This is a genomic window from Lysobacter changpingensis (assembly GCF_017308985.1).
GTDB classification, from domain to species: Bacteria; Pseudomonadota; Gammaproteobacteria; order Xanthomonadales; family Xanthomonadaceae; genus Lysobacter_J; species Lysobacter_J changpingensis.
Window position 1 is genome coordinate 336,438 of the sequence record NZ_JADWPE010000006.1, and the last position, 24,212, is coordinate 360,649.

Below are 24,212 nucleotides of genomic sequence, written 5' to 3' on the forward strand. Positions count from 1 at the left end.
ATGACGACGCGCTACCGGCTCGACGATCTCCTCATCGACGTGCCGCGCCAGCGCGTGGAGCGCGATGGCGTGCTGCTCGACGTCGGCGGGCTGAGCTTCCGGCTGCTGGAATTCCTGCTGGAGCAGGGCCAGCGCGTGGTCGGCTTCGACGAGCTGATCGAGCGCGTGTGGGCGCCGGCCGTCGTCAACGAGGAGACCGTCACGCAGCGCGTACGCCTGTTGCGCCAGTCGCTGGGCGATGACGGGCGGAATCCGCGATACCTGCGCTCGGTGCGCGGGCGTGGCTATCAGCTGTGTGTGCCGCCGCAGCGCATCGATGACACCAGCGGCGACACGACGCTTCGTCGCAGCGCAAAACGCAACCCCGTCTACGTCGGCATCGCGGTCGTGCTGCTCGTCGTCGGTGCGGTGGCGTGGTGGCTGCAACGCGGGGACGAGCAACACGCGCAACCGCCTTCGCCGCTGCTCCAGCGTGCCGCGTACTACGCCGGCATCGGGCAGCGCGACGACAACGAGCGCGCCATCGCGCTCTATCGGCAACGCCTGCAGGAAGCGCCCGACGATCGCGACGCACTCGTCGGCCTGAGCCGTGCGTTCAGCGCGCAGGTGTGCCTCTACAACGGCGAGGCCGCGCAGATCGATCGCGCGCAGGCGCTGGCCGAGCGTGTGATCGCCGTGGATCCGAACCATGCCGCCGCGCATGCCGCGGTCGCGTATTCCTTCGACTGCCGTGGCCGCATCGACGACGCGCTGCGTGGCTACGAGCGCGCGCTGTCGCTGGATCCATCGAACGACGGTGCGCGTGCCTCGGCGGCGTATCTGTACGAACGACGCGGACGCCTCGCGGACGCGTTGGCCGCCAACCTCGCCGTCCGCGATCCGTCGCGCGCGCGGTTCCTGCAGATCCAGATCGCGGCCAATCTCGACCTGCTGGGCTATGCCGCCGAAGCGGAGACGCGCTATCGCCGCAGCTTCCAGTTGTATCCCGACAACGTGTTCTCCAACCTCGCGTGGCCGTCGTTCCTGATGCGCCACGGCCGCAACGCCGAAGCGCAGGTCGCGCTCGACGAGGCGATGAAGCGCGGCACCGATCACGCGGGCCTGCATCTGCTCGCGGCCGAACTCGCGTGGGCGCGGGGCGACCGCGATGCAGCTTGGCGCGAAGCCTCGCGTGCGGCGGAACTTCGGCCGCAGGGCAGCTTCGCCAGGACCGTGCTGTGGTCTATGTCGCCGGTGCAGCCGCCCGCGCACCTGCTCCGCGCACGTGCCGAATCGCTGCGCGCGGGGCTGCGCGCCGGCAGCGATCCGTTCGATGGGCTCGACGCCGCATTGTTGCTGGCGATGATCGACGACCGCGATGCCGCGATCGTCGCACTCTCCGATGCAGTGGCGATGGGCTATCGCGACGCGGCCTACCTGCGCGCGACGCCGCTGCTCGCGAATGTGCGCAGGTCGCCGCGATTCGATGCGCTGATCGCGGCCATCGACACGGCCATCGCGCGCGAACGCGAGGCGGTTCGCGCGCGCAAGCTGGACGTCAGCGCAGCGCCTTGAGGATGTACTCCGACATCAGCCGCTGCGACTGCGCGTGCATGTCGCGCTGGTTGTAGCGCGTGCGCGTGATCACGGCGACCAGGCGTTCGGACGGCACGACGAACACGTAATTGCCGCCGTTGCCCGACATCGCCCATGCCGCGTGTTCCGTGCCGCGCGCGTCGAATCGGAATCGCCACAGCAAATAGCCGTAATCCGCGTCGTCGCGTGCCTGGGCCTGCACCGTCGTCATCGCGCGGATCCAGTCGGCGGAAATCACCTGCTTGCCGTTCCATCGACCGCCATCGAGCAGCAGTTGCCCGAGTTTCGCCAGGTCGCGACTGCGGTAACGCGTGCCGCCGCCGCCCATGCCGACGCCTTCCGACGAACGTTGCCATTGGCTTTCGGTGATTCCCAGCGGTGTTTCGAGCACGTCGCGCGCGAATGTCGCCAATGGCCGCCCGCTCACGCGCTCCACGATCGCGCCCAGCAGGAACGAACCGGCGGTGCAGTACGCGAACGCGCGCCCGTGCGGGCTGTCCTCCGGCCGCTTCGTCCACGGCGCGTAGCCCCTGATCGGGAGATCGAGCGCGAACTGCGTCCAGTCCGCGCTGAGGTACATGCGCTCCTCGTTGCCGGCGGAGAACTGGTTGTCGCCGTCGCATTCCCATTGCGAACTCATCGTCAGCAGGTCCTCGACGGTGAAGGCGCTCTTGCGCGGGTCGGGATGGTCCCACTGCCGATCGGCGAAGAATCCGTAGACCGGCGCCTTCGCGCCATCGATCAAGCCGCGGTCGACCGCCGCGCCGACCAGCAGCGCGGTGACGGACTTGGTCGCCGAGCGCGTGTCGTTGAGCACGTCCGGTCCGCCCTGGCCGAAATAGCGCTCGTAGACCAGGCGGCCGTCGCGGGCGATCAGGACGCTGGTCGTGTCGGGCGCCTCGCCGCCTACGACCGCGGTTTCCAGGGCGGCGAGCGTGGCGACGTCGAAGCCCGCGCGGGCGGGATCGGCCACGCGCCAGCCATCGTCCCGCGCGGTGGGCGGTGCGGCGCTTGCGGTGGCGGCGAGCAGGGCGAGGAACGGCAGGGCGAGCAGGCGACGCATCGGGCGGACTCCGGTGGTGGAGCGGCCATTGGCGCCGATGCGCGTATGAAGCGCCTGAAATGCGAATGAAGATTCATGAAGGACGGGTTGCGACGGCCCTCGCGCCCACCGGGCCGGGCGTTGGAACCTGCCGCCGGCCCCGTTATGGTGTGACCCCTTTGCGAACGGAGACGCCCGATGAAGATCCTGGTGACCGGTGGCGGCGGGTTCCTCGGGCAGGCGCTGTGCCGCGGCCTGCGCGAACGGGGGCATGAGGTCGTCAGCTTCAACCGGGGCCGATACGACGCGCTCGACCGGCTCGGCGTGGCCCAGGTGCAGGGCGATCTCGCGCAGCGCGACGCCGTCGCCGCCGCCGCGGCCGGCTGCGAGGCGATCTTCCACAACGCCGCCAAGGCCGGCGCGTGGGGCAGCTACGAGAGCTACCACCTGGCCAACGTCGTCGGCACGCGGAACGTCATCGACGCCTGCCGCGCGCACGGCATCGCACGCCTGGTCTACACCTCCACGCCCAGCGTCACGCATCGCAAGACGCATCCGGTCGAAGGCGGCACCGCCGAGACCGTGCCCTATGGCGAGCACCTCAAGGCGCCGTACGCGGCGACCAAGCAGATCGCCGAGAAGCTCGTCATCGCCGCCAACGACGCTGCACTCGCCACCGTCGCGCTGCGTCCGCGGCTGATCTGGGGCGTGGGCGACAACCAGCTGCTGCCGCGCCTGGTCGAACGCGCGAAGGCGGGGCGCCTGCGTTTCGTCGGCGACGGCAACAACCGCATCGACACGACCTACGTCGACAACGCCGCGCAGGCGCATTTCGACGCGTTCGAACACCTGCGCCCCGGCGCCGCGTGCGCCGGCCGCGCGTACTTCATCAGCAACGGCGAGCCGCGCACGGTGCGCGAGATCGTCAACGGCCTGCTCGACGCCGCCGGCGCGCCGCAGGTGTCGAAGACCATTCCGTTCGGCGTCGCGTACGCCGCGGGCGTGGTGTGCGAAGGCTTGTGGCATGCGCTGCCGTTGAAGGGCGAACCGCCGATGACGCGTTTCCTCGCCGAGCAGTTGAGCACGACGCACTGGTACGACATGGCGCCTGCGCGACGCGATTTCGGCTACGTGCCATCGGTCAGCATTCACGAGGGACTCACCCGACTGAAGGCGGCCTGCATGGGCGCTTGAGGCGGCGCGGATCGTCACCTTTCGGCGACCGCTCCGTGCCTAGCATCGATTACACCCAGTCAGGCGCACCGCGCCACGGAGTGCACCGATGCTCAGCTACGCCGTCATCTTCTTCGTCATCGCGATCATCGCCGCGGTCCTCGGCTTCAGTGGAATCGCCGGCGCCGCCAGCAACATCGCCTGGATCCTGTTCGTCGTGTTCCTGGTGCTGGCCGTCATCTCGATGCTGCGCGGTCGCCGGGTCTGACCGCCTGATCCGACTCACGTAATGCCCGCGCCGGACGGCCGGTTCGAGGGGGCCGTCCGGCGCGAAAGGCCAGGGCAGGAGCGGGTGCGGGGCGCGGCTACAATGGCCGCATGACCGACCCGACTTCCTCGCCATTGGCCGCACTGAAGCCGCTGGCCGGGCGCGCCCTCGAAACCGCCCTCAACCGCGCCCTCGCGCTCGATCCCGAAACCCGCGACCAGTTGCGCGCCCTCGACGGGCGCCGCGTCGTGCTGCGCGTGCCCGCGCCCGCGCTGGCGCTGCAGGTGCGCGTGGTGGGCGAGCGGCTCGAGGTCGGCCCGGTCGCCGACGAGGAGCCCGACCTGTCCGTTCGCGCCACGCTGGGCGGGCTGCTGTCGCAGCTGCCGTTCCTTCGCAACGACGACGCGCCGCCGGTCGGCAAGCTGCGCATCGAGGGCGACGCCGATCTCGCGCGACGCCTGCAACGTCTCGCCGAACGCTTCGATCCGGACTGGCAGCAGCCGTTCGTGCGCGTGTTCGGCGAGATCGCCGGCGTGCAGATCGCCAACGCGGTCCGCGCCGGCCTGCGTCACGCGCGCGGCGCCGCCGGTGCGTTCGCGACGAACGCGGCCGAGTTCGTCACCGAGGAGTCGCGCGACGTCGTGCCGCGCGAGGAGCTCAACGCCTTCCACGACGACGTCGACACCCTGCGCGACGACGTCGAACGCCTGGCCGCACGCGTGTCGCGACTGCGCGTCCGTGCCGGAGGCGTGGCATGAAGCCGGTGTTCCGCGCCTGGCGCATCGGCCGGGTGCTCATTCGTTACCGCCTCGACGACCTGCTCGACGACACGCCCGTCGAAGGCTGGCTGAAACTCGCGCGCCCGTTCGTGCCGCGCGCGTCCGCCGAAGTCGCCAGCCTTTCGCGCGGCGCGCGGCTGCGCATGGCCCTGCAGGAACTGGGGCCGATCTTCGTCAAGTTCGGGCAGATCCTCTCCACGCGCCGCGACCTGGTGCCGCCGGACATCGCCGAGGAGCTCGCGTTGCTGCAGGATCGCGTGCAGCCGTTCGACGGCGAGACGGCGCGCCTGATCGTCGAGAACGCATTGCAGCGGCCGGTGAGCGAGGCCTTCGCGCATTTCGACACCACGCCGCTGGCGTCGGCGTCGATCGCACAGGTGCACGCCGCGACGCTTCCGCCCGACGCGAACGGCGTCTCGCGCGAGATCGTGGTGAAGGTACTGCGGCCGGACATCGAGAAGCAGATCGCCGGCGACATCGCGCTGCTGAAGGCCGTGGCCGGCGTCGTCAACCGCACGCATCCGGCCGCCGACAAGATCCGTCCGCACCTGATCGTCGAGGAGGTCGAGAACACCCTTGCCGCCGAACTCGACCTGCAACGCGAAGGCGCCAACGCCAGCGTGCTGCGCCGTTTCTGGCAGGACAGCGACGACCTGTACGTGCCGGAGGTGATCTGGTCGCACACCGCCGAGCGCGTGCTGACGCTGGAACGCGTGTACGGCATTCCGTCGGACGACATCGCCGCGCTGGACGACGCCGGCATCGATCGCCACGCGCTCGCCGCCAAGGGCGTGCGCGTGTTCTACACGGAAGTGTTCCGCGACAACTTCTTCCACGCCGACGCGCACGCCGGCAACATCTGGGTCGACAGCGATCCGGCGCGCCGTACGAACCCGCGCTTCATCGCGCTGGATTTCGGCATCGTCGGCCAGCTCTCGGACGAGGACCAGTACTACCTCGCCGAGAACTTCATGGCGATCTTCAACCGCGATTACCGCCGCATCGCCGAACTGCACGTGCGCGCGGGCTGGATGCCGTCGCACATCCGCATCGACGAACTCGAAGCCGCCGCGCGCGCAGTGTGCGAGCCGTATTTCACGCGGCCGCTGAGCGAGATCTCGCTGGCCGAGGTGCTGCTCAAGCTGTTCCGCACGGCGCAGCGCTACGAACTCACGCTGCAGCCGCAGCTGATCCTGTTGCAGAAGACGCTGCTGAACATCGAGGGCGTGGGTCGCCTGCTCGATCCGAAGCTCGACATCTGGGCGGTGGCACGTCCGGTGCTGCAGCGCATCCTCATCGAGCGTTACAGCCCGCAGCGCCTGGCGAGCGAGTTCCGCAAACGCCTGCCGGAACTGGTCACGCACGCGCCGGAAATGCCGCGCCTGCTGCACGCGTGGCTGACGCAGCAGGTCGAGGGAAAGCACGAGTTGAACCTGCGTTCGCGCGACCTGGTTGAACTCAACCGCACCATCCGCACCGCGCAGCGCAAGGCGGTAGCCGCGGTGCTCGGCGTCGGCCTGCTGATCTGCGCGGCGGTGCTGTACGGCCTGGAAGCGGGCGGGCCGCGTTTCTGGTCGGTGCCGGCGTCGGCGTGGATCGCGGGGCTGGGTGGACTGTGGGCGCTGCTGGCGGCGTGGCCGCGTGGGCGATAGGAAAAAACCCCACTGTTCTTCGCTCCCTCCCCTGCAAGCAGGGGAGGGAGCAGAAGCTGACGCCTCCCCCTGCCTGCAGGGAGAGGTTGGGAGGGGGTGCGAGGCGCGTAGCGCCGAGGCTCCTGCGCTGGAGGTCATCCACGCCGACGACACGCTCGCCATCGTCAACAAGCCCGCGGGCCTGATGGTGCATGACAGCGCCCTGGCGCGCGGCGAGACGGACTTCGCGGCCGACCGTCTGCGCGAGCAGTTCGGCCGGCCGATTTTCCTGGTGCATCGGCTCGATCGCGCGACCAGCGGCTGCCTGTTGTTGGCGTTCGATCGCGAGACGGCTTCCGCACTCGGCAAGGTGCTCATGTCGCGCGAAGTGGAGAAGGACTACTGGGCCGTGTGTCGCGGTTGGCCGGAGGAGGCGTTCGCCGTCGACCACCCGCTCGATGGCGGCCCCGGCAAGCCGCTGAAGAAGCCGGCGGTGACGCGCTTCACGCGGCTGGCGACGACCGAGCTGGCGATGCCGTCGGCGGGATTCGAAACCTCGCGTTATGCGCTGCTGTGCGCGCAGCCGGAGACGGGGCGCTTCCGGCAGATCCGGCGCCATCTCAAGCATCTGTCGCACCACCTGATCGGCGACACCAGCCACGGCGACGGACGCCACAACCGCAATTTCCGCATGCTCGGCATCCACCGCATGCTGCTGCATGCGCGGCGGTTGGCGTTCGTGCATCCGGCGACGGGCGAGCGGGTCGAGGTGCGGGCGCCGGTCGATGCGGAATTCGGCAAGGCGTTGGCGTTGTTCGAGGGGTTCGTGGCGGATTAGGGCGGGGGGCGAGAGGTGTCGCCTCTGTGGCCCGGGGAAGGCGAAGCCGCACCGCGCCTCGGTGCAACTCAGTTGCGGCAGTGATGAACGGGCCGCAGCGCGTTGCACCCTCGACGTGCACGCGTCCTTGTGGAACTCGCCGCGGCAACCCGGGTGGGACTTCGCCTTACCCGGGCTACAGAAGCTCCGCGACTCCCAATCCCGAATCCCGCTAAAGTCCCGCCCCATGCTCCAGATCACGCCCCGCCTGGCGATTCCCGACGCCGAACTGGTCGAGCGCTTCGTGCGCTCGTCCGGGCCGGGTGGGCAGAACGTCAACAAGGTCGCCACCGCGGTCGAGTTGCGGTTCGACATCGCCACCTCGCCGTCGCTGCCAGAAGCCCTGCGCGAGCGGCTGCTGGCGAAGCGCGACCGGCGCATCACCGACGATGGCGTGCTGGTGATCAGCGCGCAGCGCTTCCGCACCCAGGAGCGCAACCGCGAGGATGCGCGCGAGCGGCTGGCGGCGTTCATCGCGGGCGGGCTGCAGGTCGCCGCGCCGCGCATCGCGACCCGTCCGTCGCGCGCGTCGAAGGAGCGACGGCTCAGCGGAAAGCGCGAACGCGGTACGATCAAGCGCGAGCGGTCCCGGCGCGACTGGGACTGATCGAAGCAAGAGCCTGCGAAGGGCCGACCGCCGCACGAACACCGCACCACCACCGCACGACCCACGAGGGGACATGTCCGACGCCGCTTCTCCGGTGCTGCCGCTGCCGCCCAGCGCGCCGCGCATCCATCGCAACGCATTCGTCCGCTGGATCGGCAGGACCGTGCTCCGACTGGGAGGCTGGCGCATGGAAGGCGCGTTCCCCGACCTGCCGAAAGTGGTGCTGATCGGCGCGCCGCATTCCTCCAACTGGGACGGCGTGTGGGGCTTCGCGGTGTTGATGGCCTTGGGGCTGGACCTGAAGGTGCTCGGCAAGGACACGCTGCTGAAGGTCCCGGTGATGGGCCCCGTGCTCAAGCGCCTGGGCGTGATCCCGGTGGACCGCAAGGCCGCGCAGGGCGTGGTCGAACAGGCGGCGCAGATGATCCGCAGCGCCGACCGCTTCTGGTACGGGCTGGCGCCGGAAGGCACGCGCAAGGTTGTGGAGAAGTGGAAGCCCGGCTTCTGGCGCATCGCCAAGGCCGCCGGCGTGCCGGTGGTGCCGGCGTATTTCCATTACGGGCGCCGGATCATCGGCATCGGCGCGCCGTTCGAGCTGACCGACCACTACGAATCCGACGTCGCGCGCATCCGCGAGTGGTATCGCAGCGTGTCCAACGGCAAGAACCACGACGCCTGACGATCACGCCTCGCTGAGGTCGCTGATCCCGGCTTGAACGTCAGCGCTCGGACTGGCCGGTCGAGTAATAATCCCCGCGTTCGAACAGCGCGGGTTTTATAAGCTCCACAAATGCCCGCGCTTGCGGCGACAAATACTTGCCCTTCCGGACCACCACGCCATAGGTGCGGGAGGGGAAATACTCGGCCAGCGAGCGCGCGGAAAGCCGTTCGCGATCGGCTTCGGTCAGGCAGATCGCCGTGACGATGCTGATCCCCAGACCCATGGCCACATACTGCTTGATCACCTCCCAGCCGCCCACTTCCAGCGCGACCGTGTAGGGCACGCGGTTCTGCTGGAACACCAGGTCGATCAGGCGATACGTGGTCAGGCGCTGCGGCGGCAGGATCAGGCCGTAGGGCGACAGGTCGTCCAGCGCGATCTTCTCCTTCTGCGCCAGCGGGTGGTCGCGCGGGGTGATCAGCATCGGCTCGAAGCGGTAGACCGGCTCGTAGCTCAGGTCCGCCGGCACGTCGAGCATCGAGCCGACCGCCAGGTCCACGGCGTCCGAGCGCAGCAGGTCCAGGCCGCTGGCGCCGGTGACGTTGTGCAGGCTCAGGCGCACTTCGGGATGCGCGGCGCGGAAGGCCTCCACGATCGGCGGCAGCAGGTAGAGGATGGTCGAGCTGCCGGCGGCGACGTTCAGTTCGCCCGCATCCAGACCGCGGATGCGCTCGTGGAAGGCGGCATCCAGGCCGTCGAGCCCTTCGACCAGCGGCCGGGCGAGGTCGTACAGCTCCTGCCCCTCCCGGGTCAGCGCGATGCGGCGGCCACTGCGCTCGAGCAGGCGCACGCCCATCTCCCGTTCCAGCGCCTGCAACTGCAGGGTCACCGCCGGTTGGCTGAGGTACAGCGCCTCGGCGGCCCGTGAGACCGACCCCAGCCGCGCCGTCTGACAGAAGGCGCGAAGCGGCTTCAGGCGGTCGCCCTTGTACGCGAAACGGGGCGTGCTGGACGGGTTGGAGGCCATCTTTGGCGATCCGTATTAGCAGAACTAATGATATACATTGACAAAGCTTCATTGTCAAATAACAAACGCCGGCGCATGGTGGCCCTCCACGGTTACCACGGAGTTACAGCATGTCGGCAGTCATGGCGCAGCCCCAGCAGGCGGCACCCGAACAGCCCGGGATCGAAGTCATCGCCCAAGTCGCCGGCCAGGCGGACGTACTGAGCCCGGCCGCGCTGGCCTTCCTCGCCGATCTCCATGCGCGTTTCGAACCCGCCCGCCAGGCGCGTCTCAAGGCGCGTCGCGAACGCCAGGCTTTCTTCGACGCCGGTGGGCTGCCGGATTTCCGCGACGACACGAAGGCCATCCGCGACGGCTCCTGGAAGGTCGCCCCGCTGCCGCAGGCGCTGCTCGACCGTCGCGTCGAGATCACCGGCCCGGTCGACCCGAAGATGGTGATCAACGCGCTGAACTCCGGCGCGAAGGTCTACATGGCCGACTTCGAGGACAGCACCGCGCCGACCTGGCCGAACCTCATCGCCGGCCAGCGCGCACTGATCGATGCCGTGCGCGGCACGCTCGAATTCACCAGCGACGCCGGCAAGCACTACGCGCTGCGTCCGTTCGGGGAGCAGGCCGTGCTGATGGTCCGTCCGCGCGGCTGGCACTTGGACGAGAAGCACGTGCGCATCGATGGCATCGCGATGTCGGCGAGCCTGTTCGACCTGGGCCTGTTCGCCTTCCACAACGCGCGCGAACTCGCGGCGATCGATCGCGGCCCGTACTTCTACCTGCCCAAGCTGCAGTCGATGGAAGAGGCGCAGCTGTGGAACGACGTGCTCGACCACATCGAACGCGCGCTGCGCCTGCCGCCCGGACAGATGAAAGTCACGGTCCTGATCGAGACGCTGCCAGCGGTGTTCGAGATGGACGAGATCCTGCACGCGCTGCGCACGCGCATCGCCGGCCTCAACTGCGGCCGGTGGGATTACGTGTTCTCGTACATCAAGACCTTCCGCGCGCACCGCGACAAGGTGCTGCCCGAGCGCGCCCAGGTGACGATGACGCAGCCGTTCCTCAAGGCGTATTCGGAACTGCTGATCCAGACCTGCCACAAGCGCGGCGCACACGCGATGGGCGGGATGGCGGCGCAGATTCCGATCAGCGGCGACGAAGAGGCCAACGAGGCCGCGCTCGCGAAGGTGCGCGCGGACAAGCTGCGCGAAGTCACCGCCGGGCACGACGGCACGTGGGTCGCGCATCCGGCGCTGATTCCGCTCGCGCAAGCCATCTTCGACGAACGCATGCCCACGCCGAACCAGCGCCACGTGCTGCGCGAGGACGTGTGGGTCACGCGCGACGACCTCGTCAAGCCGTCGCTCGGAACGATCACGCGCACCGGCTTCGAGAACAACGTCGAGGTGTGCGTGCGTTATCTCGCCGCATGGCTCGACGGCAACGGCTGCGTGCCGATCCACTGGCTGATGGAGGACGCGGCGACCGCGGAAATCGCGCGTACGCAGCTGTGGCAATGGCTGCACAGCGAAGGACTGCACCTCGACGACGGAACGCCGGTCGACTTCGCGCTGCTCGAACGCGCCTTCCTCAATCTCCCGGCACGCCTGGGCGATCGCTCGCGCATCGCGGGTGGCAGCCGCATCAACGAGGCGATCGGCGTGCTCGATCGACTGACGCACTCCGACACGCTGGAGGACTTCCTCACGCTGCCCGCGTACGCGCGGCTGGATTGAAGCGCCGCGAAACACCATTCCCACCCGACCTTCCCCCTGAAGGGGAGGGCTTCAAAATCGAAAGCAGAGGGCACCGCCATGAACACCTCGCTGCAAACCGCCGAACAACTCCGCCACGACTGGGCGACGAATCCACGCTGGGCCGGCATCACGCGCCCGTACTGTCCGCAGGACGTCGTGCGCCTGCGCGGCACGGTGCAGGTGGAACATTCGCTCGCGAAGCTCGGCGCGCAGAAGCTGTGGAATTCGCTGCACAGCGAGCCGTTCGTCAACGCGCTCGGCGCGCTCACCGGCAACCAGGCGATGCAGCAGGTGAAGGCCGGTTTGAAGGCGATCTACCTCTCCGGCTGGCAGGTCGCGGCGGATGCGAACATCGCCGGCGAGATGTATCCCGACCAGTCGCTGTATCCGGCGAACTCCGTGCCGCAGGTCGTGCGTCGCATCAACAACACGCTGCTGCGCGCGGACCAGATCCAGTGCGCGGAAGGCACCGGTGATGTCGACTTCCTGCAGCCGATCGTCGCCGACGCCGAAGCCGGTTTTGGCGGCGTGCTCAACGCGTTCGAACTGATGAAGGGCATGATCGAGGCCGGTGCTGCGGGCGTGCATTTCGAAGACCAGCTCGCCAGCGTGAAGAAGTGCGGCCACATGGGCGGCAAGGTGCTGGTGCCGACGCGCGAGGCCATCGAAAAGCTCGTCGCCGCGCGCCTGGCGGCGGACGTCATGGGCGTGCCGACGCTGATCGTCGCGCGCACCGATGCCGAAGCCGCGGACCTCATCACCTCCGACATCGACGATAACGACAAGCCGTTCTGCACCGGCGAACGCACCGTCGAAGGTTTCTACAAGACCAGCAAGGGCCTGGACCAGGCGATCAGTCGTGGCCTCGCCTACGCGCCGTATGCGGACCTGGTGTGGTGCGAGACCGGCAAGCCGGATCTGGAGTTCGCGCGCAGGTTCGCCGAGGCGATCCACGCGAAGTTCCCCGGCAAGCTGCTCGCGTACAACTGCTCGCCGAGCTTCAACTGGAAGAAGAACCTCGACGACGCGACGATCGCGAAGTTCCAATCGGCCCTCGCGTCGTACGGGTACAAGTTCCAGTTCATCACGCTGGCCGGCTTCCACAGCCTGAACTACGGCATGTTCAACCTGGCGCACGGTTACGCGCGCCAGCAGATGAGCGCGTTCGTCGAATTGCAGGAAGCCGAGTTCGCTGCGGCCGAAAAGGGTTTCACTGCGGTGAAGCACCAGCGCGAGGTCGGCACCGGGTACTTCGACGCGGTGACGCAGACGATCCAGGGCGGGCAGTCCTCGACCGTCGCGCTGAAGGGGTCGACGGAGGAAGAGCAGTTCCACGAGAAGCGGGCTGCGGCGGCGTAAGCCTTCCCGAGACCTGCGCCGCTACTCCCTCCCCTGCAAATGCAGGGGAGGGGTGAAATAGGCACCGCAGCGCGACAGAACCGCGACGTGCGGGCCACGCATCACATCGCACGCCCGACCCTTGCCCAAACCCCTAGCCGAGGGGAGAGCGGCTCAAAAGCCCCCAAACCCGCAGCGGAAACCGCCACGCGCGCCCATTCAGCACCGCTTGTCCGCCCTCGCCCGTGTCCTCCGTTAGACATCCAATTCAGGTGCTATTCTCCAGCCTCCCCAGGGTCTGGGCCCTCGTTGGATGACTCGTGACAGCGTGGCGTCCCTCCGGACGCGCGATTCCATCAACTCCGGTAGCTCCAGCACGGCGCCTGCGGATGTGGCGACGGCGGTGCTCACCGAAGCGGAATACGAGCTGTTCGCCGAACTGGGCCGTCCGCGTCGCGTCGAAGCAGGCCAGCTGCTGTTCCGTCGCGGCGAGCTGGGCACGACGATGTTCGTCATCGCACGCGGTGTCGTCGACCTGGATTTCGGCGACGACCTCGTCGGCAAGCGCCTGGGCCCCAGCGAATTCTTCGGCGAACTCGGCCTGCTCATCGGCGACCACGTCCGCAGCGCGGATGCGGTGGCTGCCAGCGACGGCCTGCTGATCGAACTGCGCCACGAGGAATTCCAGCGCCTGGTCGATCGCGATCCGGGCCTGGTGTCGTATTTCCTGCGCCGCGCCATCCTGCGCGTCGTGCTGAACGAGCAGAGCCTGATTCGCCGCCTGCGTCGTCGCAACGAAGAACTGCAGTCGGCGCTCGACAGCCTGTACGCGGCGACGCACCAGCTCAACCAGACTGAAGAGCTCGTCCGCACGGACGAACTCACCCGCCTGTACAACCGCCGCGGACTCACCCTGCACCTGCAGGAATGCCGCGACCTGGGCACGCCGCGCAGCATGGGGCTGCTGCTGGTCGACTGCGACCGCTTCAAGCAGGTCAACGACGACCACGGCCACCTCATCGGCGACCGCGTGCTGCAGGGCGTGGCGAACATCCTGCGTTCGGTCGCGGGGCCGGACGATTTCGCCTGCCGCCTCGGCGGCGACGAATTCTGCCTGTTGGTGCAGACCGACCAGCGCGGCGAAGTGATGCGCTTCGCCGACTTCATCGTGACCACCGCGCAGGGCCTGATGCAGATGTCGCACGGCACGCCGCTGATGTGTCCTTTGAGCGTCGGCGCCTGCCTGATCGACCCCGCGCGCGACTGGAACGACGCATACGCACACGCCGACGCGGCGCTGTACCAGGCCAAGCGCCTGGGCGGCAACCGCGTGCATTGGCACGACATGGAACTGACTTCGGCCTGAGCCGACGGAGCGGAAGGACGCGATGAACGAGATGACCCATCGCCCCTCGATCGAAGCGCCACAGCTGCGCACGCTGCTGCTCACCGATCTTTGCGATTCGACCACGCTGGTCGAGCGCATCGGCGACGTGCAGGCGGCCACGCTGTTCCGCGACCACGATCGACTGGTGCTGGATCTGCAACAGCGCTGGCGCGGCCGGTTGATCGACCGTTCCGACGGTCTGCTGCTGCTGTTCGAACGCCCCATCGACGGCCTGGGCTTCGCGCTCGACTACGTGCGCGAACTGCGCGAGATGGGCGACGCGCGCCGGCTCGAGCTGCGCGCGCGCGCTGGCCTGCACGTCGGCGAAGTGCTCACCTGGCGCAACAGCGACGAAGCGGTGCAGGTCGGCGCCAAGCCGCTCGAAGTCGAAGGCCTCGCCAAGCCCATGGCCGCGCGCCTGATGGCGATGGCGCGCCCGGGGCAGATCCTGCTGTCGGCCGTCGCCGAACCGCTGGCGCATCGCGCCGCGCGCGAACTGGGCGAACGCGGCCAGCACCTGTTGTGGAAATCGCACGGCCGCTGGCGCTTCAAGGGCGTGCCCGACGGGCAGCAGATCTACGAAGTCGGCGAGCCCGGCATCGCGCCGCTGCGCATGCCGCCGAACACGCCCAAGGCCTGGCGCGATCTTCCGTTGTGGCGTCGCCCCGCCGCGCTCGCCGCGGAGGCCGCGATCATCGCCGGCATCGGCGTGGGTGTCTGGTTCGCTACGCGCCCCGCGCCGGCGATCGCCTTTAACCAGCGCGACTGGGTGGTGGTTGCGGACCTTCGCAACCTCACCGGCCAGAGCGTGCTCGACGACTCGCTCGAACAGGCATTCCGCATCAGCCTGGAGCAGTCGCGCTACGTCAACGTGCTGAGCGACTTGAAGGCGCGCGACACGCTCACGCGCATGCAGCTAAAGCCCGACACCATCCTCGACCGCGCCATCGCGTCAGAAATTGCCCTGCGTGATGGAGCGCGTGCGGTGATCCTACCGACGGTCGCCGAAGTCGGTGGCAAGGTGCGAGTCAGCGCCGAGATTATCGACCCGCATACGCAGACGACGATTTATGCCAAGTCGGCGGATGGCATCGGTGCCGACTCGACCCTCACCTCGATAGATGCGGTGACGGCAACGCTTCGGGAAACTCTGGGTGAAGAGCTGCCGTCAATTCAAAACGACTCGATACCACTTCCGAAGGTGACCACTAGCAGCCTGGATGCCCTCAGGGCCTATGCCCTAGGTCAACAGGCCATGGCGCGTGCCAACTATGCCGAAGCGCAGCAGTTCTATTCGCGGGCTACGTCATTGGATCCGAAGTTCGCCTTGGCTTGGCTGGGGCAGGTTCGTGTCACGTTCGGAACCGAGAATCTGCAGACGGCGCTTGAACCGCTGACGAAGGCGGAGCAGCTGAAGGATCACCTCTCCCCTAGGGAGCGCATGTACTTGGACGCCTGGACCGCGAGGATCAAGGATCCGGCGCAGGCAGTGAAGAAGTGGGAGGAGCTGGCGAAGTTCTATCCAGACTACTTCCCGGCACAGGGCAACCTTGCGATCGCGCATTATCGGGACGCCCGTTACGCACAGGCGATACGATTCGCCAAGGCGGCCACGTCCGACCAGTACGAATATGCGCCGATGAACCTGGACATCCTCGGCAGGCTGCAACTTGCGACCGCTGACTACGAGAATGCGCGCGCATCGTTCCAGCGTGCCGTGGCTCGGGGGCGTAACGGCAGTTTCCGTCGCCTCGCGGCGCTGGAAGCCACCCAGCGAAAGTATCCGAGCGCCGAGCAGATGCTCGCGAAAGTGCCCGGCGACGACCTCCACGGCTGGATCGAGAAGACCACGATCGCGCTTGACCAGGCACGCTGGAAGCAGGCCCAGGAGGCCTCCAGGACCGCGCTGGCGATGATCGATGATCCGGATAGCTTCGATGCGCGCGCGTTCCTGCTCCCCGCCGCGACTTCGAGTTGGCTGGCGGGCGACAAGCCCGCAGCGATGCGCTCTGCGCGCGAGGCGTCCCGGCGCGCGGTCGCGGCGCTTGAATCGACGACGAATGTTTATGCAGACGAGGACGTCGCCGTAGCAGTGGGAGGTGCTCTGCTCGCGCTTCGCATGGGTGAACCATCAGTCGCCGGAGACGTGGACCGCGCCCTGGTGACGCGGCCCGATCTGATGAAGGTGAGGAGCCTGGCGGAACTCCGCGATGTAATGCGCGCGGAGGTGCTGCGACTCCAGAAACGTCCAGGCGAGGCCGTGGCGCTCCTGACGCCATATCTGGACGATGGTGAGCGCTACCAGACGCGCGTCGTGCTTATGCGCGCCCAATTCGATGCGGGGAACCTGCCTCAGGCGCTCGACCACGCCCGATGGCTGCAGCGCAAGCGGGGTGTGGCATTCATGGAGCTTCGTTGTGGTCAGTGCCTGCAGAGTCTGAACATTGCAGACAGCAACATCGCAGCCTTGGTCGAAGCCCAGATCCTAAAGAAGCAGGGGAACACCAAGGAGTTCGAACAGAAAATGCAGAGCTTCGATCAGTTCTGGCCAACCGAAGCTCTACCGGATTACTTGCGAACCCAGCGCACGTCCGCAGTTGCGACGTCCAGGTTGGGGACTGTTTGATCGAGGCCACGCATCAGCATGGCGCGAATCTCGTCCCGCGCCGCCTTGATGACGTCCTTTGACACCAGATTCTTGACCTTGCACTCGCGGAACGGCTCCAGTTCAGTGGCCGGAGCCACTTCACCACAAGCCGTCATTTGTCCCGGCGACGGCGATTCATAGCCGAGGGTGCGCAGCGCGGCGAGATGATCGCGCTGGAAGCGCTCGCGAAACAGGTCGTCGGTGCTCAAAAGGTCCAGGAGCCGGTCGGCCAAAGCCGGGTCCAGCGGTGCGGTCAGCGGCTTGTTCATCCCCAATCTTCCCCGTCAAAGAGCCCGTTGCGGGCCAATCCGGCAAAATCTAACCGGTTTGTGCTTGCTGTCACAACCGCGTGTCGGATGCTTGGTTGGCCCCCGCCGCTTTCGCGGCGGGGGCGAGAGCAGAGAGACCGACTACTGCTTCAGGCGGCGGCTGCTTTCGAGACCGCTGTCCAGCTGCGGCACAGTCTGGCCGAGGCCCGCCAGCAACATGGAGAGGATTTCCTCTTGAGCAGCGCGGATGACCTCCTTGGGCGCCAGTTGCGTGATGCCCATCTTGCAATCCCACCAGAACCAATCGATCGTGTCCTGATCAAACTGCCAGGTCTCCAGCGCCATGCGCGCATCGCGCATGAAGACGTCGCGGAACTCGTCGTTGGTCGCGAGCAGATCCACCAGCTTGATCGCCGCCGGCCGGTTCATCGGCACGGTGCGGGTCTTGCCGGACGTTTCCGTCCGCACTTCCTGTTCGGTCGATATCGCTTGCATGTCCTTTCTTCCGTTGAGTGACTTGCGTTGATGGGCAGCATTTCCCGGCGCGCGGTGGCGCTGGAGCGGCACCGCGCTCACAGCGATCTCCGGCGCGCCATGACGTTACTGATGCAGGCGGTGTTGACTTGAGTAGTCCGCATCAAGCTTCGGGGCAACCTGCGACAGGCCTGCCGTCAGCATCGAAAGGATTTCATTCCGCGCAGCGCCGATCACTTCTTTCGACGCCAGTTGCCGGATGCCCATCCTGCAATCCCACCAGAAGAAGTCCTGGGTCTGCTGGTCGAACTGCCAGGTTTCCAGCGCCGTGCGCGTATCGCGCATGAAGATTTCGCGGAACTCATCGCTGGTCGCGAGCAGGTCCACCAGCTTGATGGCAGCCGCGTGGGTCATCGGCACAGTGCGGGGCTTGCCGGACGTCTCCGTCCGTACTTCCTGTTCGGTCGATATCGCTTGCATGTCCTTTCCTTCCGTTGAGTGACTGCTTGGCATTGGCCGGCGACCCGGGCGATCCCGCGCCGGCACGCCAACCTACTTCCCAACTGGCCCGGCCGCAAGCAAAGTAGCCGCTTCGCCAACAGGGACCCGGGCATGCGTATCCGTCGTTGTGGAGTGGTGTATTTCGAGCCGCGCGAACAGGTGGAATTCGACCTTTCCCTCCTATTGACCGGCGGCGACGGTCTCAATCGCGAGCGGCGCTGGCTCGCGCTCGCGCCGCATCTGGGCCAGGAAGTCGAGGTCGATGGCGACGAGCGCGAACTGCTCGGTGTGCTTAGCCCCGGTCAATGGATCGACGCGGATTCGATAGAGGCCGACGCGGGTACGCTCGCGCGCCTGCTGCGCGAAGGGCTGGTGGTCAGCGACGCGCCCGAACACGCCGACATGCGCGAACGCGACGAATCGCTGCGTCGCACGTACTGGCATCCGCTCGCGGCAACGCTGCACGCGTTCACGCGATGGAGCGGCGTGGATACCGTGCAGAACCAGAAGGACAGCGGCACCGAAACCGCCGTCGCGATGCGGCAGGTGCTCGGTGCGCCGCCGGTGGAAGCCGCGCGCCGCGTCGACGACGATGCGCGCGTGCGGCTTCCGCGCATCGCGCCGACCTCGTTCGACGACCTGCTTGCCCGTCGCGCGACCTGCCGGAATTTCGATGCGTCGCGTACGTTGCCGTTCGACACGTTCGCGCAGGTGTTGCAGCGCGTGTTCGCCGCGCAGGCGGAAGTGCGCGTCACCGACGACACGGTGTTCCTGAAGAAGAACGTGCCCTCCGGCGGCGGCCTGCACCCGATGGAGTGCTACCTGATCGTGCAGCACGTCGACGGCGTCGCGCCCGGCCTGTATCACTACCAGTCGCAGGAGCACGCACTCGAACCGTTGCCGGCGCCGGCCAAGCCGCTGCGCGAGTTCGTGATGGACATGGTCGCGCAACAGCACTGGTTCGCCGATGCGCACGTCGTCGTCCTGCTGTCGCCGCGCTTCGATCGGACCTTCTGGAAATACCGGAACCACGCGAAGGGCTATCGCGTGATCGCGCTGGAAGGGGGCCATCTGTCGCAGACGCTCTACCTGGCCGCGACCGACGCCGGGCTGGGCGCGTTCATCACCGGCGCGATCAATGAGGTCGAGCTGGAGCAAGCCTTCGGCCTGGACCCGATCCACCAGGGCGCGCTGGCGATCTGCGGCTTTGGCTGGCGCGGGCCGGTGATGGAGACGGCGGAGCTCGATCCGGCCGAAAGGGTGTGGCAGCGGGCGGAGTGAGCAGGGCGGGCGGCGCCGGCGGGCCCGTAGTGCCAGGCGAGGGGCCAGCAGGGAGGGTTGGGGAGAGGGAAGTGGCGCGCGAAGGCACGCGCTCCCCGGGTGCGCTGCGCTTACCCGGGCTACAAAACGGGGGGTGGCTGAACGAGGTTATTTGCCGCCCAAGGCAGTCGACATTGCCGAATCTGGCGCGATATCGTTGGAGACTCGTCACAAGGACTGTCGAAATGCGCGCCCTCCGCTTCGTTTCCGCCGTTGTCCTGGGCCTGGCCTTGGCCGCCCCGGCGTTCGCGTCCGTCGACAGCCGCGTGCTGATGCTCGACGACATCCGCACCCAGCAGTACGAGATCCGCGACGGCGTGGAAGCGCGCACGGGTCGCTACAAGGACCTGTCCGCCTCGCAGCGCAGCGAACTGTTGAACAAGCAGGCGCGCATGCTGCAGACGATCGACGGCAAGCGCTCCACCGAGGAGCTCAACGACCAGCAGAAGACGGAAGTCTTCAACACGCTGGAATGGATCGAGGCCGTGGTGAACAACCAGGACGACGAGCGCATGATCTGCGAGCGCCGCCCGGTGCTGGGCAGCACGCGCAAGGAGCGCATCTGCAAGACCGCCGCGCAATGGCGCGAGGAGCGCGAAGCCGCGCGCAACATGATGGATTCGCGCGGCGCCTGCATGGATTGCAAGAGCGATTGATCGCGGCATCCCAGGCCGCTGCATGGCGGCATTCCCCGATTGGAGCGCAGTGGCATGAAGACGCATTCGTTGATGGCGCTGCTGCTCGCCCTGGCGATGGTCCTGCCGTTCGACGCATTCGCGCAGGATGAGGCCGCGCCGCCCGAGAAACTCGACCGCATCCTCGCGCAGCAGAATGAACTCAAGCGCGACCTCGACGCCGGCAAGACCGAGGGCATGACGACCCGGCAGGTCAATGCCATCCGCAAGTCGCAGGCGGAAGTGTTCGCGGTGACGGAGGGCAAAACCTCGCTCGACGAGCTTTCGATGGACGACAAGGTGCGACTCGAGAACGCGCTGGAGCGCATCAACGCGGAAGTGAAGAACACCCGCGCCGGTCGCGACGACAAGCAGGTGTGCTGGCGCGAGCGCATGTCCGGCACCAACACGAAGGTCACGCGCTGCGGCACGGAAGCCGAGATGCGCGAAGCGCGTGAAGGTGCACGCGATTTCCTCGAACGACCGAAGGTTTGCGGCGACCGCTGCGGTTGATCGCTTGCACGCGCTGGCGGAAACGCAGGAGCGATACGCTGGCGGGATCGCGTGTGGCGATCCATCAGCGCCCGTTCCTCGTCGTCGCGTTCGTGGCGACGCGCTTATCTGTATGCGATTCCTCTGTCGCGCTGCACTCAAGCCGCCGCGGCTTCGATCCCGCGCGTCGCCCGTCGCAGCGATATTGCTTCGGTGAGATGCGCGGTGCCGATGGCATCGGCGCCTTCCAGGTCGGCGATCGTGCGCGCCACGCGCAGGATGCGGTGCATCGACCGTGCCGACAGCTGCAGCGCTTCCACCGCGCGTTCGAGCAGCAGCCGGTCGGCGTCGGCGAGGCGACACGCGGAGGCGGTCTCGGGCTGATCCAGCACCGCGTTCGTCTTCCCCGCGCGCGCGTACTGGCGTTCCCGGGCTTCGACGACGCGGGCGCGTACCGTTGCGGTCGATTCGCCCGCGGGCGCGTCGGGCCGCAGCTCGGCCGGCGGCAGTCGCGCGACTTCGACGTGCAGGTCGATGCGATCGAGCAGCGGTCCGGACACCCGCCCGCGATAACGCCGTACCGCATCCGGGCTGCAGCGGCAGCGGCCGGACGGGTCGCCCGCCCAGCCGCAGGGACAAGGATTCATCGCCGCGACCAGCTGGAAACGCGCCGGGAACTCCGCACTGCGCGCCGCACGCGAAACGGTGATGACGCCGGACTCCAGCGGTTCGCGAAGGACTTCCAGCGCGCGGCGATCCCATTCGGGCATTAGGTTATGGTTTGTCAGTGTCACCCTGTTTGGGAGAATTCCATGCGCTTGCTTTGGTCTTCACCCGCTGGATCGAAGGCTGAGCTCCTATTGGCCGCGGAACGAATACTCCGCGTCACCGTGCCTGCGTGTCCGGATTCATACCTCCTGGACACAAAGTTCCCGTTCCTGATCTACGAGGACGGAAGCCTCCAGCGCGAAAGCTTCGCCTACCTCTTAGAAATTCATCGACGAAATGGAGCCAGCGCTCCCTCGACATTGCGGACCTACGCGGAATCGCTTCTTAGCTGGTTTCTATACCTTGAGCGGAGTGGGCAGTCTTGGTACGCACCGGCGAGGGACGCGCTGCCGAAATACCGAACGCAAATACTCGAAGGCGCACTGAACAGAGGTCGAAGGAGGAATGCCCGAACCACTGCAAACCTGCGCTTACAAGTCGTCTTGAGCTTCTACGGATACTTAGGGGCGATCGAAGCCGCACCATTCATACAAACAGTCCTCGGCTGCAATCCAGCAGCTGCAACGCCAAAGAATCTTATCGACGCAAGACGGTTCCAAGCTCGGCGTCTTCAGCTCAGAGCGCGATCACGACGTCCCCGCGCCCTCACGCCTACGGAGTCGGAAGCGATCCTCACGGCGCTAAACGGGGTGCACAAGCTGGTCTTCTTTTGGTCGCTCGCAACGGGTCTCCGACGATCAAGCCTCATTAGCTTAAAAAAGGAGGACGTCCCAGCTCCCCAACACCCAATCGAATACGTCTCGGTGAATGTAAAGGGAGGTGGCATTATCGATGTTCCGGTGACCAAGTCGCTTGCCGCCCGAACTCTGGATTACATAGACACAGATCGGAGAGTGGCCCAGGCGAGGGCGCTGAAAGCCGGCTTGGCAGCGCAGCCCTGCCTCTTCCTCGCTCGAGACGGGCGACCGCTTACCGCATCAGCCTACTATCAAGCATTCAAGAGAGCGTGCCAGCGAGTAGGAATCAAAGCGCATCCGCATATGACGCGGCACACGTTTGCAACCAGAGCACATGCCGGGCTAACGGCATGCCTTGAGCCCGGGTCGAACATAAACGTCACTAAGGTGATCCAGCATTGGCTGGGCCATCGGAACGTGGCGAGCACAGAGCTCTATCTAGAGCAGATCGTGGCGCCATCATCAGACGTGCTCGGTGTTCTCAGTAGTCTCCAAGGGGGCGGCGATGATGAGTAGAGGCCGCTCACTCCTCCTGGAGTTCAGCTCCGACGCCACCCCTGGGCTCGTCGACACATACGACTTCGCAATGCTCGGTGTGCCAAAGGAGTGCGCAGAGCACTTAGCCGAAGCCTTCAGAGGCGTTACTGAGCACTACAAGATCGTCAGTCGGCGACAGGCGTGGAGATCCGTGAGGAAGTTCTGCGCCTTCTTGGCGGGCCTCGAGAACCCTTCGTCTGCGATTCATGCCGCCGATATCTTGGAGCGATTCGGAAGGTACCTTGCGTCAGGCCTCATGGAGAAGACGGCAGGCTCACACTTCAACCTCATATCAGCACTATACAAATGGCTCGGGGCATATGGGGCGTCGCCTGTCAGGTGGCTAAATGTCCGCCTCGTGAGACAGAGATTCAGGCGCGAGGAGCTTCGTGTTCGCTCAAATGAGCTCAATGAATCAACGCTTCGGAAAATTGCTGCAGCGTGTAAAGGCGAGATCGTAATTAGCAGGCGCCAAATTCTCCTCGGTCGCGACATCAAGAGTGCACAAGCGGAGCTAGGTCATACCCAAGCTGCGCTCCTTGCCGAGATGATCTCCCTAGGTCGACAGGGCATCCACACGAAGGAGGAGCTGAGGAGGCGCGGTGTAAAACTTCGGGGAAAGAGAATCCGAGCGCTCCAACGCTACAAGGAGCCCACCACTAGGACGCTACTTCCATACCTCCTGCTCATCCTCATCGGAACCGCCGCAAATCCATGGTCCATCATGAACCTGGAGTCCGGATGCTTGGAGCAACATCCTACAGATCCGCTCATGGCTCGGTTCTACTGGACAAAAGGGCGTGCATCCCGCGAGCAGTTCTCTGACGTGCTGAGGGCGGGCACGTACGCGTTGCCGACTCTACTTAGCGACCTTGAACGCGGCACGATGGCTCTACGGTGCGTCGCTATCGAGCGATACGCGCGCCACGTGTTCATTGCTAGGGTCAACAAGTCGTCACGAACTCCATCGATCCAGGGTTGGCATAACGCTCTAACCGAGTTCAGGGCGGCGCACCGTTTGCCATACTTCACGTTCACGGACATTCGCCGAGGAATTGCAGCTGCCATCACTTCAAGGGGCGAAGGTATTGAGGCCGTTCGAAGGACATTGCAGCACAACTCAGTGCGTACAACAGAAAGGTACCTCGATAGTCCAGGAGTGCTCGGGAAGGTTAAAGCTCGAACGCTCGATTATCAGGGCCAGATAGTGGCGGCCGCCGAAAGAGCGCACAGAGCCGCGCGATACGAGACCGCCTACGGTTTCATCTGTGCGGACCCAGTTAAGGGCACCGCGATCGGCTCAAGAAAGGGTGAGCCGTGCTTGGAGTTCGCCCAATGTGCCACCTGCGAGAACGCCATATTTGTAATCGATGATGCAACTTACGTCGCGCGAATTATCGTGGCAAGGGACGCGATTGAAGCGTTTCGCGAGCGGTGCGCACGGGGGGCTGCTCCCATGGAGAGGTTCAACTACGCGTTCGCGCCAACGTTGGCAGTAGCTGATGCAATTCTGAAGAAGGTGAAAGCTCCGGTTCTGAGCCGCGCGAGGAAGATCGCGCGATCGCTTCCAGCTTTCCCTGTCGAATAGGAAGGTACATGCAGCGGAACCGCGTACGCGAATCGCAGGTCGACTGCGAAGATTGGTGGCCTTTCGCGTCAGCGCTTGGCCTGGATCCGAAGGGATTGACCTGGTCTCTCCGTCGCCCTCACATCGAT

21 protein-coding genes and 2 pseudogenes are annotated in these 24,212 nt (G+C 66.3%); 17 read left to right on the top strand and 6 right to left on the bottom strand.

Annotated elements, in window-relative coordinates; all coding sequences use genetic code 11:
- On the top strand, window positions 1-1,554 hold the full coding sequence (locus I4U41_RS15490) for a winged helix-turn-helix domain-containing protein (RefSeq protein ID WP_206862056.1): 1,554 nt from the start codon (window positions 1-3) through the stop codon (window positions 1,552-1,554).
- On the opposite strand, the gene I4U41_RS15495 is transcribed toward I4U41_RS15490, so the two are convergent.
- Window positions 1,538-2,638: a serine hydrolase domain-containing protein gene (locus I4U41_RS15495; RefSeq protein ID WP_206862057.1), complete on the bottom strand. Its 1,101-nt coding sequence runs from the start codon at window positions 2,636-2,638 to the stop codon at window positions 1,538-1,540. The two genes, I4U41_RS15490 and I4U41_RS15495, sit on opposite strands and share 17 nt — an antisense overlap.
- A 177-nt stretch (window positions 2,639-2,815) precedes the next feature.
- On the opposite strand from I4U41_RS15495, the gene oleD reads away from it, so the two are divergent.
- From oleD to I4U41_RS15530, 7 genes and pseudogenes are all read left to right on the top strand, one after another.
- On the top strand, window positions 2,816-3,811 hold the full coding sequence (oleD, locus tag I4U41_RS15500) for a 2-alkyl-3-oxoalkanoate reductase (RefSeq protein WP_206862058.1): 996 nt from the start codon (window positions 2,816-2,818) through the stop codon (window positions 3,809-3,811).
- An 88-nt stretch (window positions 3,812-3,899) separates the two neighbouring features.
- Window positions 3,900-4,058, top strand: a complete 159-nt coding sequence (locus tag I4U41_RS15505) for a DUF1328 domain-containing protein (RefSeq protein WP_115844375.1) — start codon at window positions 3,900-3,902, stop codon at window positions 4,056-4,058.
- Window positions 4,059-4,168: 110 nt separating this feature from the next.
- Window positions 4,169-4,816, top strand: coding sequence for a ubiquinone biosynthesis accessory factor UbiJ (locus I4U41_RS15510; protein ID WP_206862059.1), 648 nt, complete (start codon window positions 4,169-4,171; stop codon window positions 4,814-4,816).
- On the top strand, window positions 4,813-6,489 hold the full coding sequence (gene ubiB / locus I4U41_RS15515) for a ubiquinone biosynthesis regulatory protein kinase UbiB (RefSeq protein ID WP_206862060.1): 1,677 nt from the start codon (window positions 4,813-4,815) through the stop codon (window positions 6,487-6,489). The genes I4U41_RS15510 and ubiB overlap by 4 nt, the downstream gene beginning before the upstream one ends.
- A gap of 145 nt (window positions 6,490-6,634) precedes the next feature.
- Window positions 6,635-7,306 (top strand): annotated as a pseudogene (locus I4U41_RS15520) (pseudouridine synthase); the annotation flags it as partial.
- A gap of 226 nt (window positions 7,307-7,532) precedes the next feature.
- Window positions 7,533-7,952 carry an alternative ribosome rescue aminoacyl-tRNA hydrolase ArfB gene (gene arfB, locus I4U41_RS15525; protein ID WP_206862062.1) on the top strand — a complete coding sequence of 140 codons (420 nt, stop codon included), beginning with the start codon at window positions 7,533-7,535 and terminating at the stop codon, window positions 7,950-7,952.
- Between the two features lie 73 nt (window positions 7,953-8,025).
- A complete protein-coding gene (locus I4U41_RS15530) occupies window positions 8,026-8,631 on the top strand; it encodes a lysophospholipid acyltransferase family protein (protein ID WP_206862063.1) in 606 nt (201 codons plus the stop codon).
- Between the two features lie 40 nt (window positions 8,632-8,671).
- Here I4U41_RS15530 and I4U41_RS15535 read toward each other — a convergent pair whose 3' ends face one another.
- On the bottom strand, window positions 8,672-9,640 hold the full coding sequence (locus I4U41_RS15535; RefSeq protein WP_206862064.1) for a LysR family transcriptional regulator: 969 nt from the start codon (window positions 9,638-9,640) through the stop codon (window positions 8,672-8,674).
- 110 nt (window positions 9,641-9,750) lie between these two features.
- Between I4U41_RS15535 and aceB the strand changes: the two genes are divergently transcribed.
- From aceB to I4U41_RS15555, 4 genes are all read left to right on the top strand, one after another.
- Window positions 9,751-11,370 (top strand): malate synthase A, encoded by a 1,620-nt coding sequence (aceB, locus tag I4U41_RS15540; protein ID WP_206862065.1) that lies wholly within the window; start codon window positions 9,751-9,753, stop codon window positions 11,368-11,370.
- Window positions 11,371-11,448: 78 nt separating this feature from the next.
- Window positions 11,449-12,750, top strand: a complete 1,302-nt coding sequence (gene aceA, locus I4U41_RS15545) for an isocitrate lyase (RefSeq protein WP_206862066.1) — start codon at window positions 11,449-11,451, stop codon at window positions 12,748-12,750.
- Between the two features lie 292 nt (window positions 12,751-13,042).
- Window positions 13,043-14,095, top strand: a complete 1,053-nt coding sequence (locus I4U41_RS15550; RefSeq protein ID WP_206862067.1) for a GGDEF domain-containing protein — start codon at window positions 13,043-13,045, stop codon at window positions 14,093-14,095.
- A gap of 22 nt (window positions 14,096-14,117) precedes the next feature.
- On the top strand, window positions 14,118-16,742 hold the full coding sequence (locus I4U41_RS15555) for a putative peptide modification system cyclase (protein WP_206862068.1): 2,625 nt from the start codon (window positions 14,118-14,120) through the stop codon (window positions 16,740-16,742).
- Here I4U41_RS15555 and I4U41_RS15560 read toward each other — a convergent pair.
- The 3 genes from I4U41_RS15560 to I4U41_RS15570 all read right to left on the bottom strand — a co-directional run bounded on the left by I4U41_RS15560 (window position 16,685) and on the right by I4U41_RS15570 (window position 17,986).
- A complete protein-coding gene (locus I4U41_RS15560; RefSeq protein WP_206862069.1) occupies window positions 16,685-17,032 on the bottom strand; it encodes an NHLP-related RiPP peptide in 348 nt (115 codons plus the stop codon). The two genes, I4U41_RS15555 and I4U41_RS15560, sit on opposite strands and share 58 nt — an antisense overlap.
- A 141-nt stretch (window positions 17,033-17,173) precedes the next feature.
- Window positions 17,174-17,608 carry an NHLP-related RiPP peptide gene (locus tag I4U41_RS15565; protein WP_206862070.1) on the bottom strand — a complete coding sequence of 145 codons (435 nt, stop codon included), beginning with the start codon at window positions 17,606-17,608 and terminating at the stop codon, window positions 17,174-17,176.
- Window positions 17,609-17,632: 24 nt separating this feature from the next.
- Window positions 17,633-17,986, bottom strand: coding sequence for an NHLP-related RiPP peptide (locus I4U41_RS15570; protein ID WP_206862071.1), 354 nt, complete (start codon window positions 17,984-17,986; stop codon window positions 17,633-17,635).
- A 132-nt stretch (window positions 17,987-18,118) separates the two neighbouring features.
- Between I4U41_RS15570 and I4U41_RS15575 the strand changes: the two genes are divergently transcribed.
- From I4U41_RS15575 to I4U41_RS15585, 3 genes are all read left to right on the top strand, one after another.
- Window positions 18,119-19,288 carry a putative peptide maturation dehydrogenase gene (locus tag I4U41_RS15575; protein WP_206862072.1) on the top strand — a complete coding sequence of 390 codons (1,170 nt, stop codon included), beginning with the start codon at window positions 18,119-18,121 and terminating at the stop codon, window positions 19,286-19,288.
- A gap of 224 nt (window positions 19,289-19,512) precedes the next feature.
- Window positions 19,513-19,983 (top strand): hypothetical protein, encoded by a 471-nt coding sequence (locus I4U41_RS15580; protein WP_206862073.1) that lies wholly within the window; start codon window positions 19,513-19,515, stop codon window positions 19,981-19,983.
- 54 nt (window positions 19,984-20,037) lie between these two features.
- Window positions 20,038-20,514, top strand: a complete 477-nt coding sequence (locus tag I4U41_RS15585) for a hypothetical protein (RefSeq protein ID WP_206862074.1) — start codon at window positions 20,038-20,040, stop codon at window positions 20,512-20,514.
- Between the two features lie 137 nt (window positions 20,515-20,651).
- Here I4U41_RS15585 and I4U41_RS15590 read toward each other — a convergent pair.
- A pseudogene (locus I4U41_RS15590) lies at window positions 20,652-21,296 on the bottom strand (ATP-binding protein); the annotation flags it as partial.
- 9 nt (window positions 21,297-21,305) lie between these two features.
- Here I4U41_RS15590 and I4U41_RS18710 point away from each other — a divergent pair.
- Both I4U41_RS18710 and I4U41_RS15600 read left to right on the top strand, forming a co-directional pair.
- The gene (locus I4U41_RS18710) at window positions 21,306-22,475 is read left to right on the top strand and encodes a tyrosine-type recombinase/integrase (RefSeq protein WP_206862076.1); all 1,170 of its coding nucleotides are present in this window, start codon (window positions 21,306-21,308) and stop codon (window positions 22,473-22,475) included.
- Window positions 22,435-24,084 carry a hypothetical protein gene (locus I4U41_RS15600; protein WP_206862077.1) on the top strand — a complete coding sequence of 550 codons (1,650 nt, stop codon included), beginning with the start codon at window positions 22,435-22,437 and terminating at the stop codon, window positions 24,082-24,084. The genes I4U41_RS18710 and I4U41_RS15600 overlap by 41 nt, the downstream gene beginning before the upstream one ends.
- Window positions 24,085-24,212: the final 128 nt, after the last annotated feature.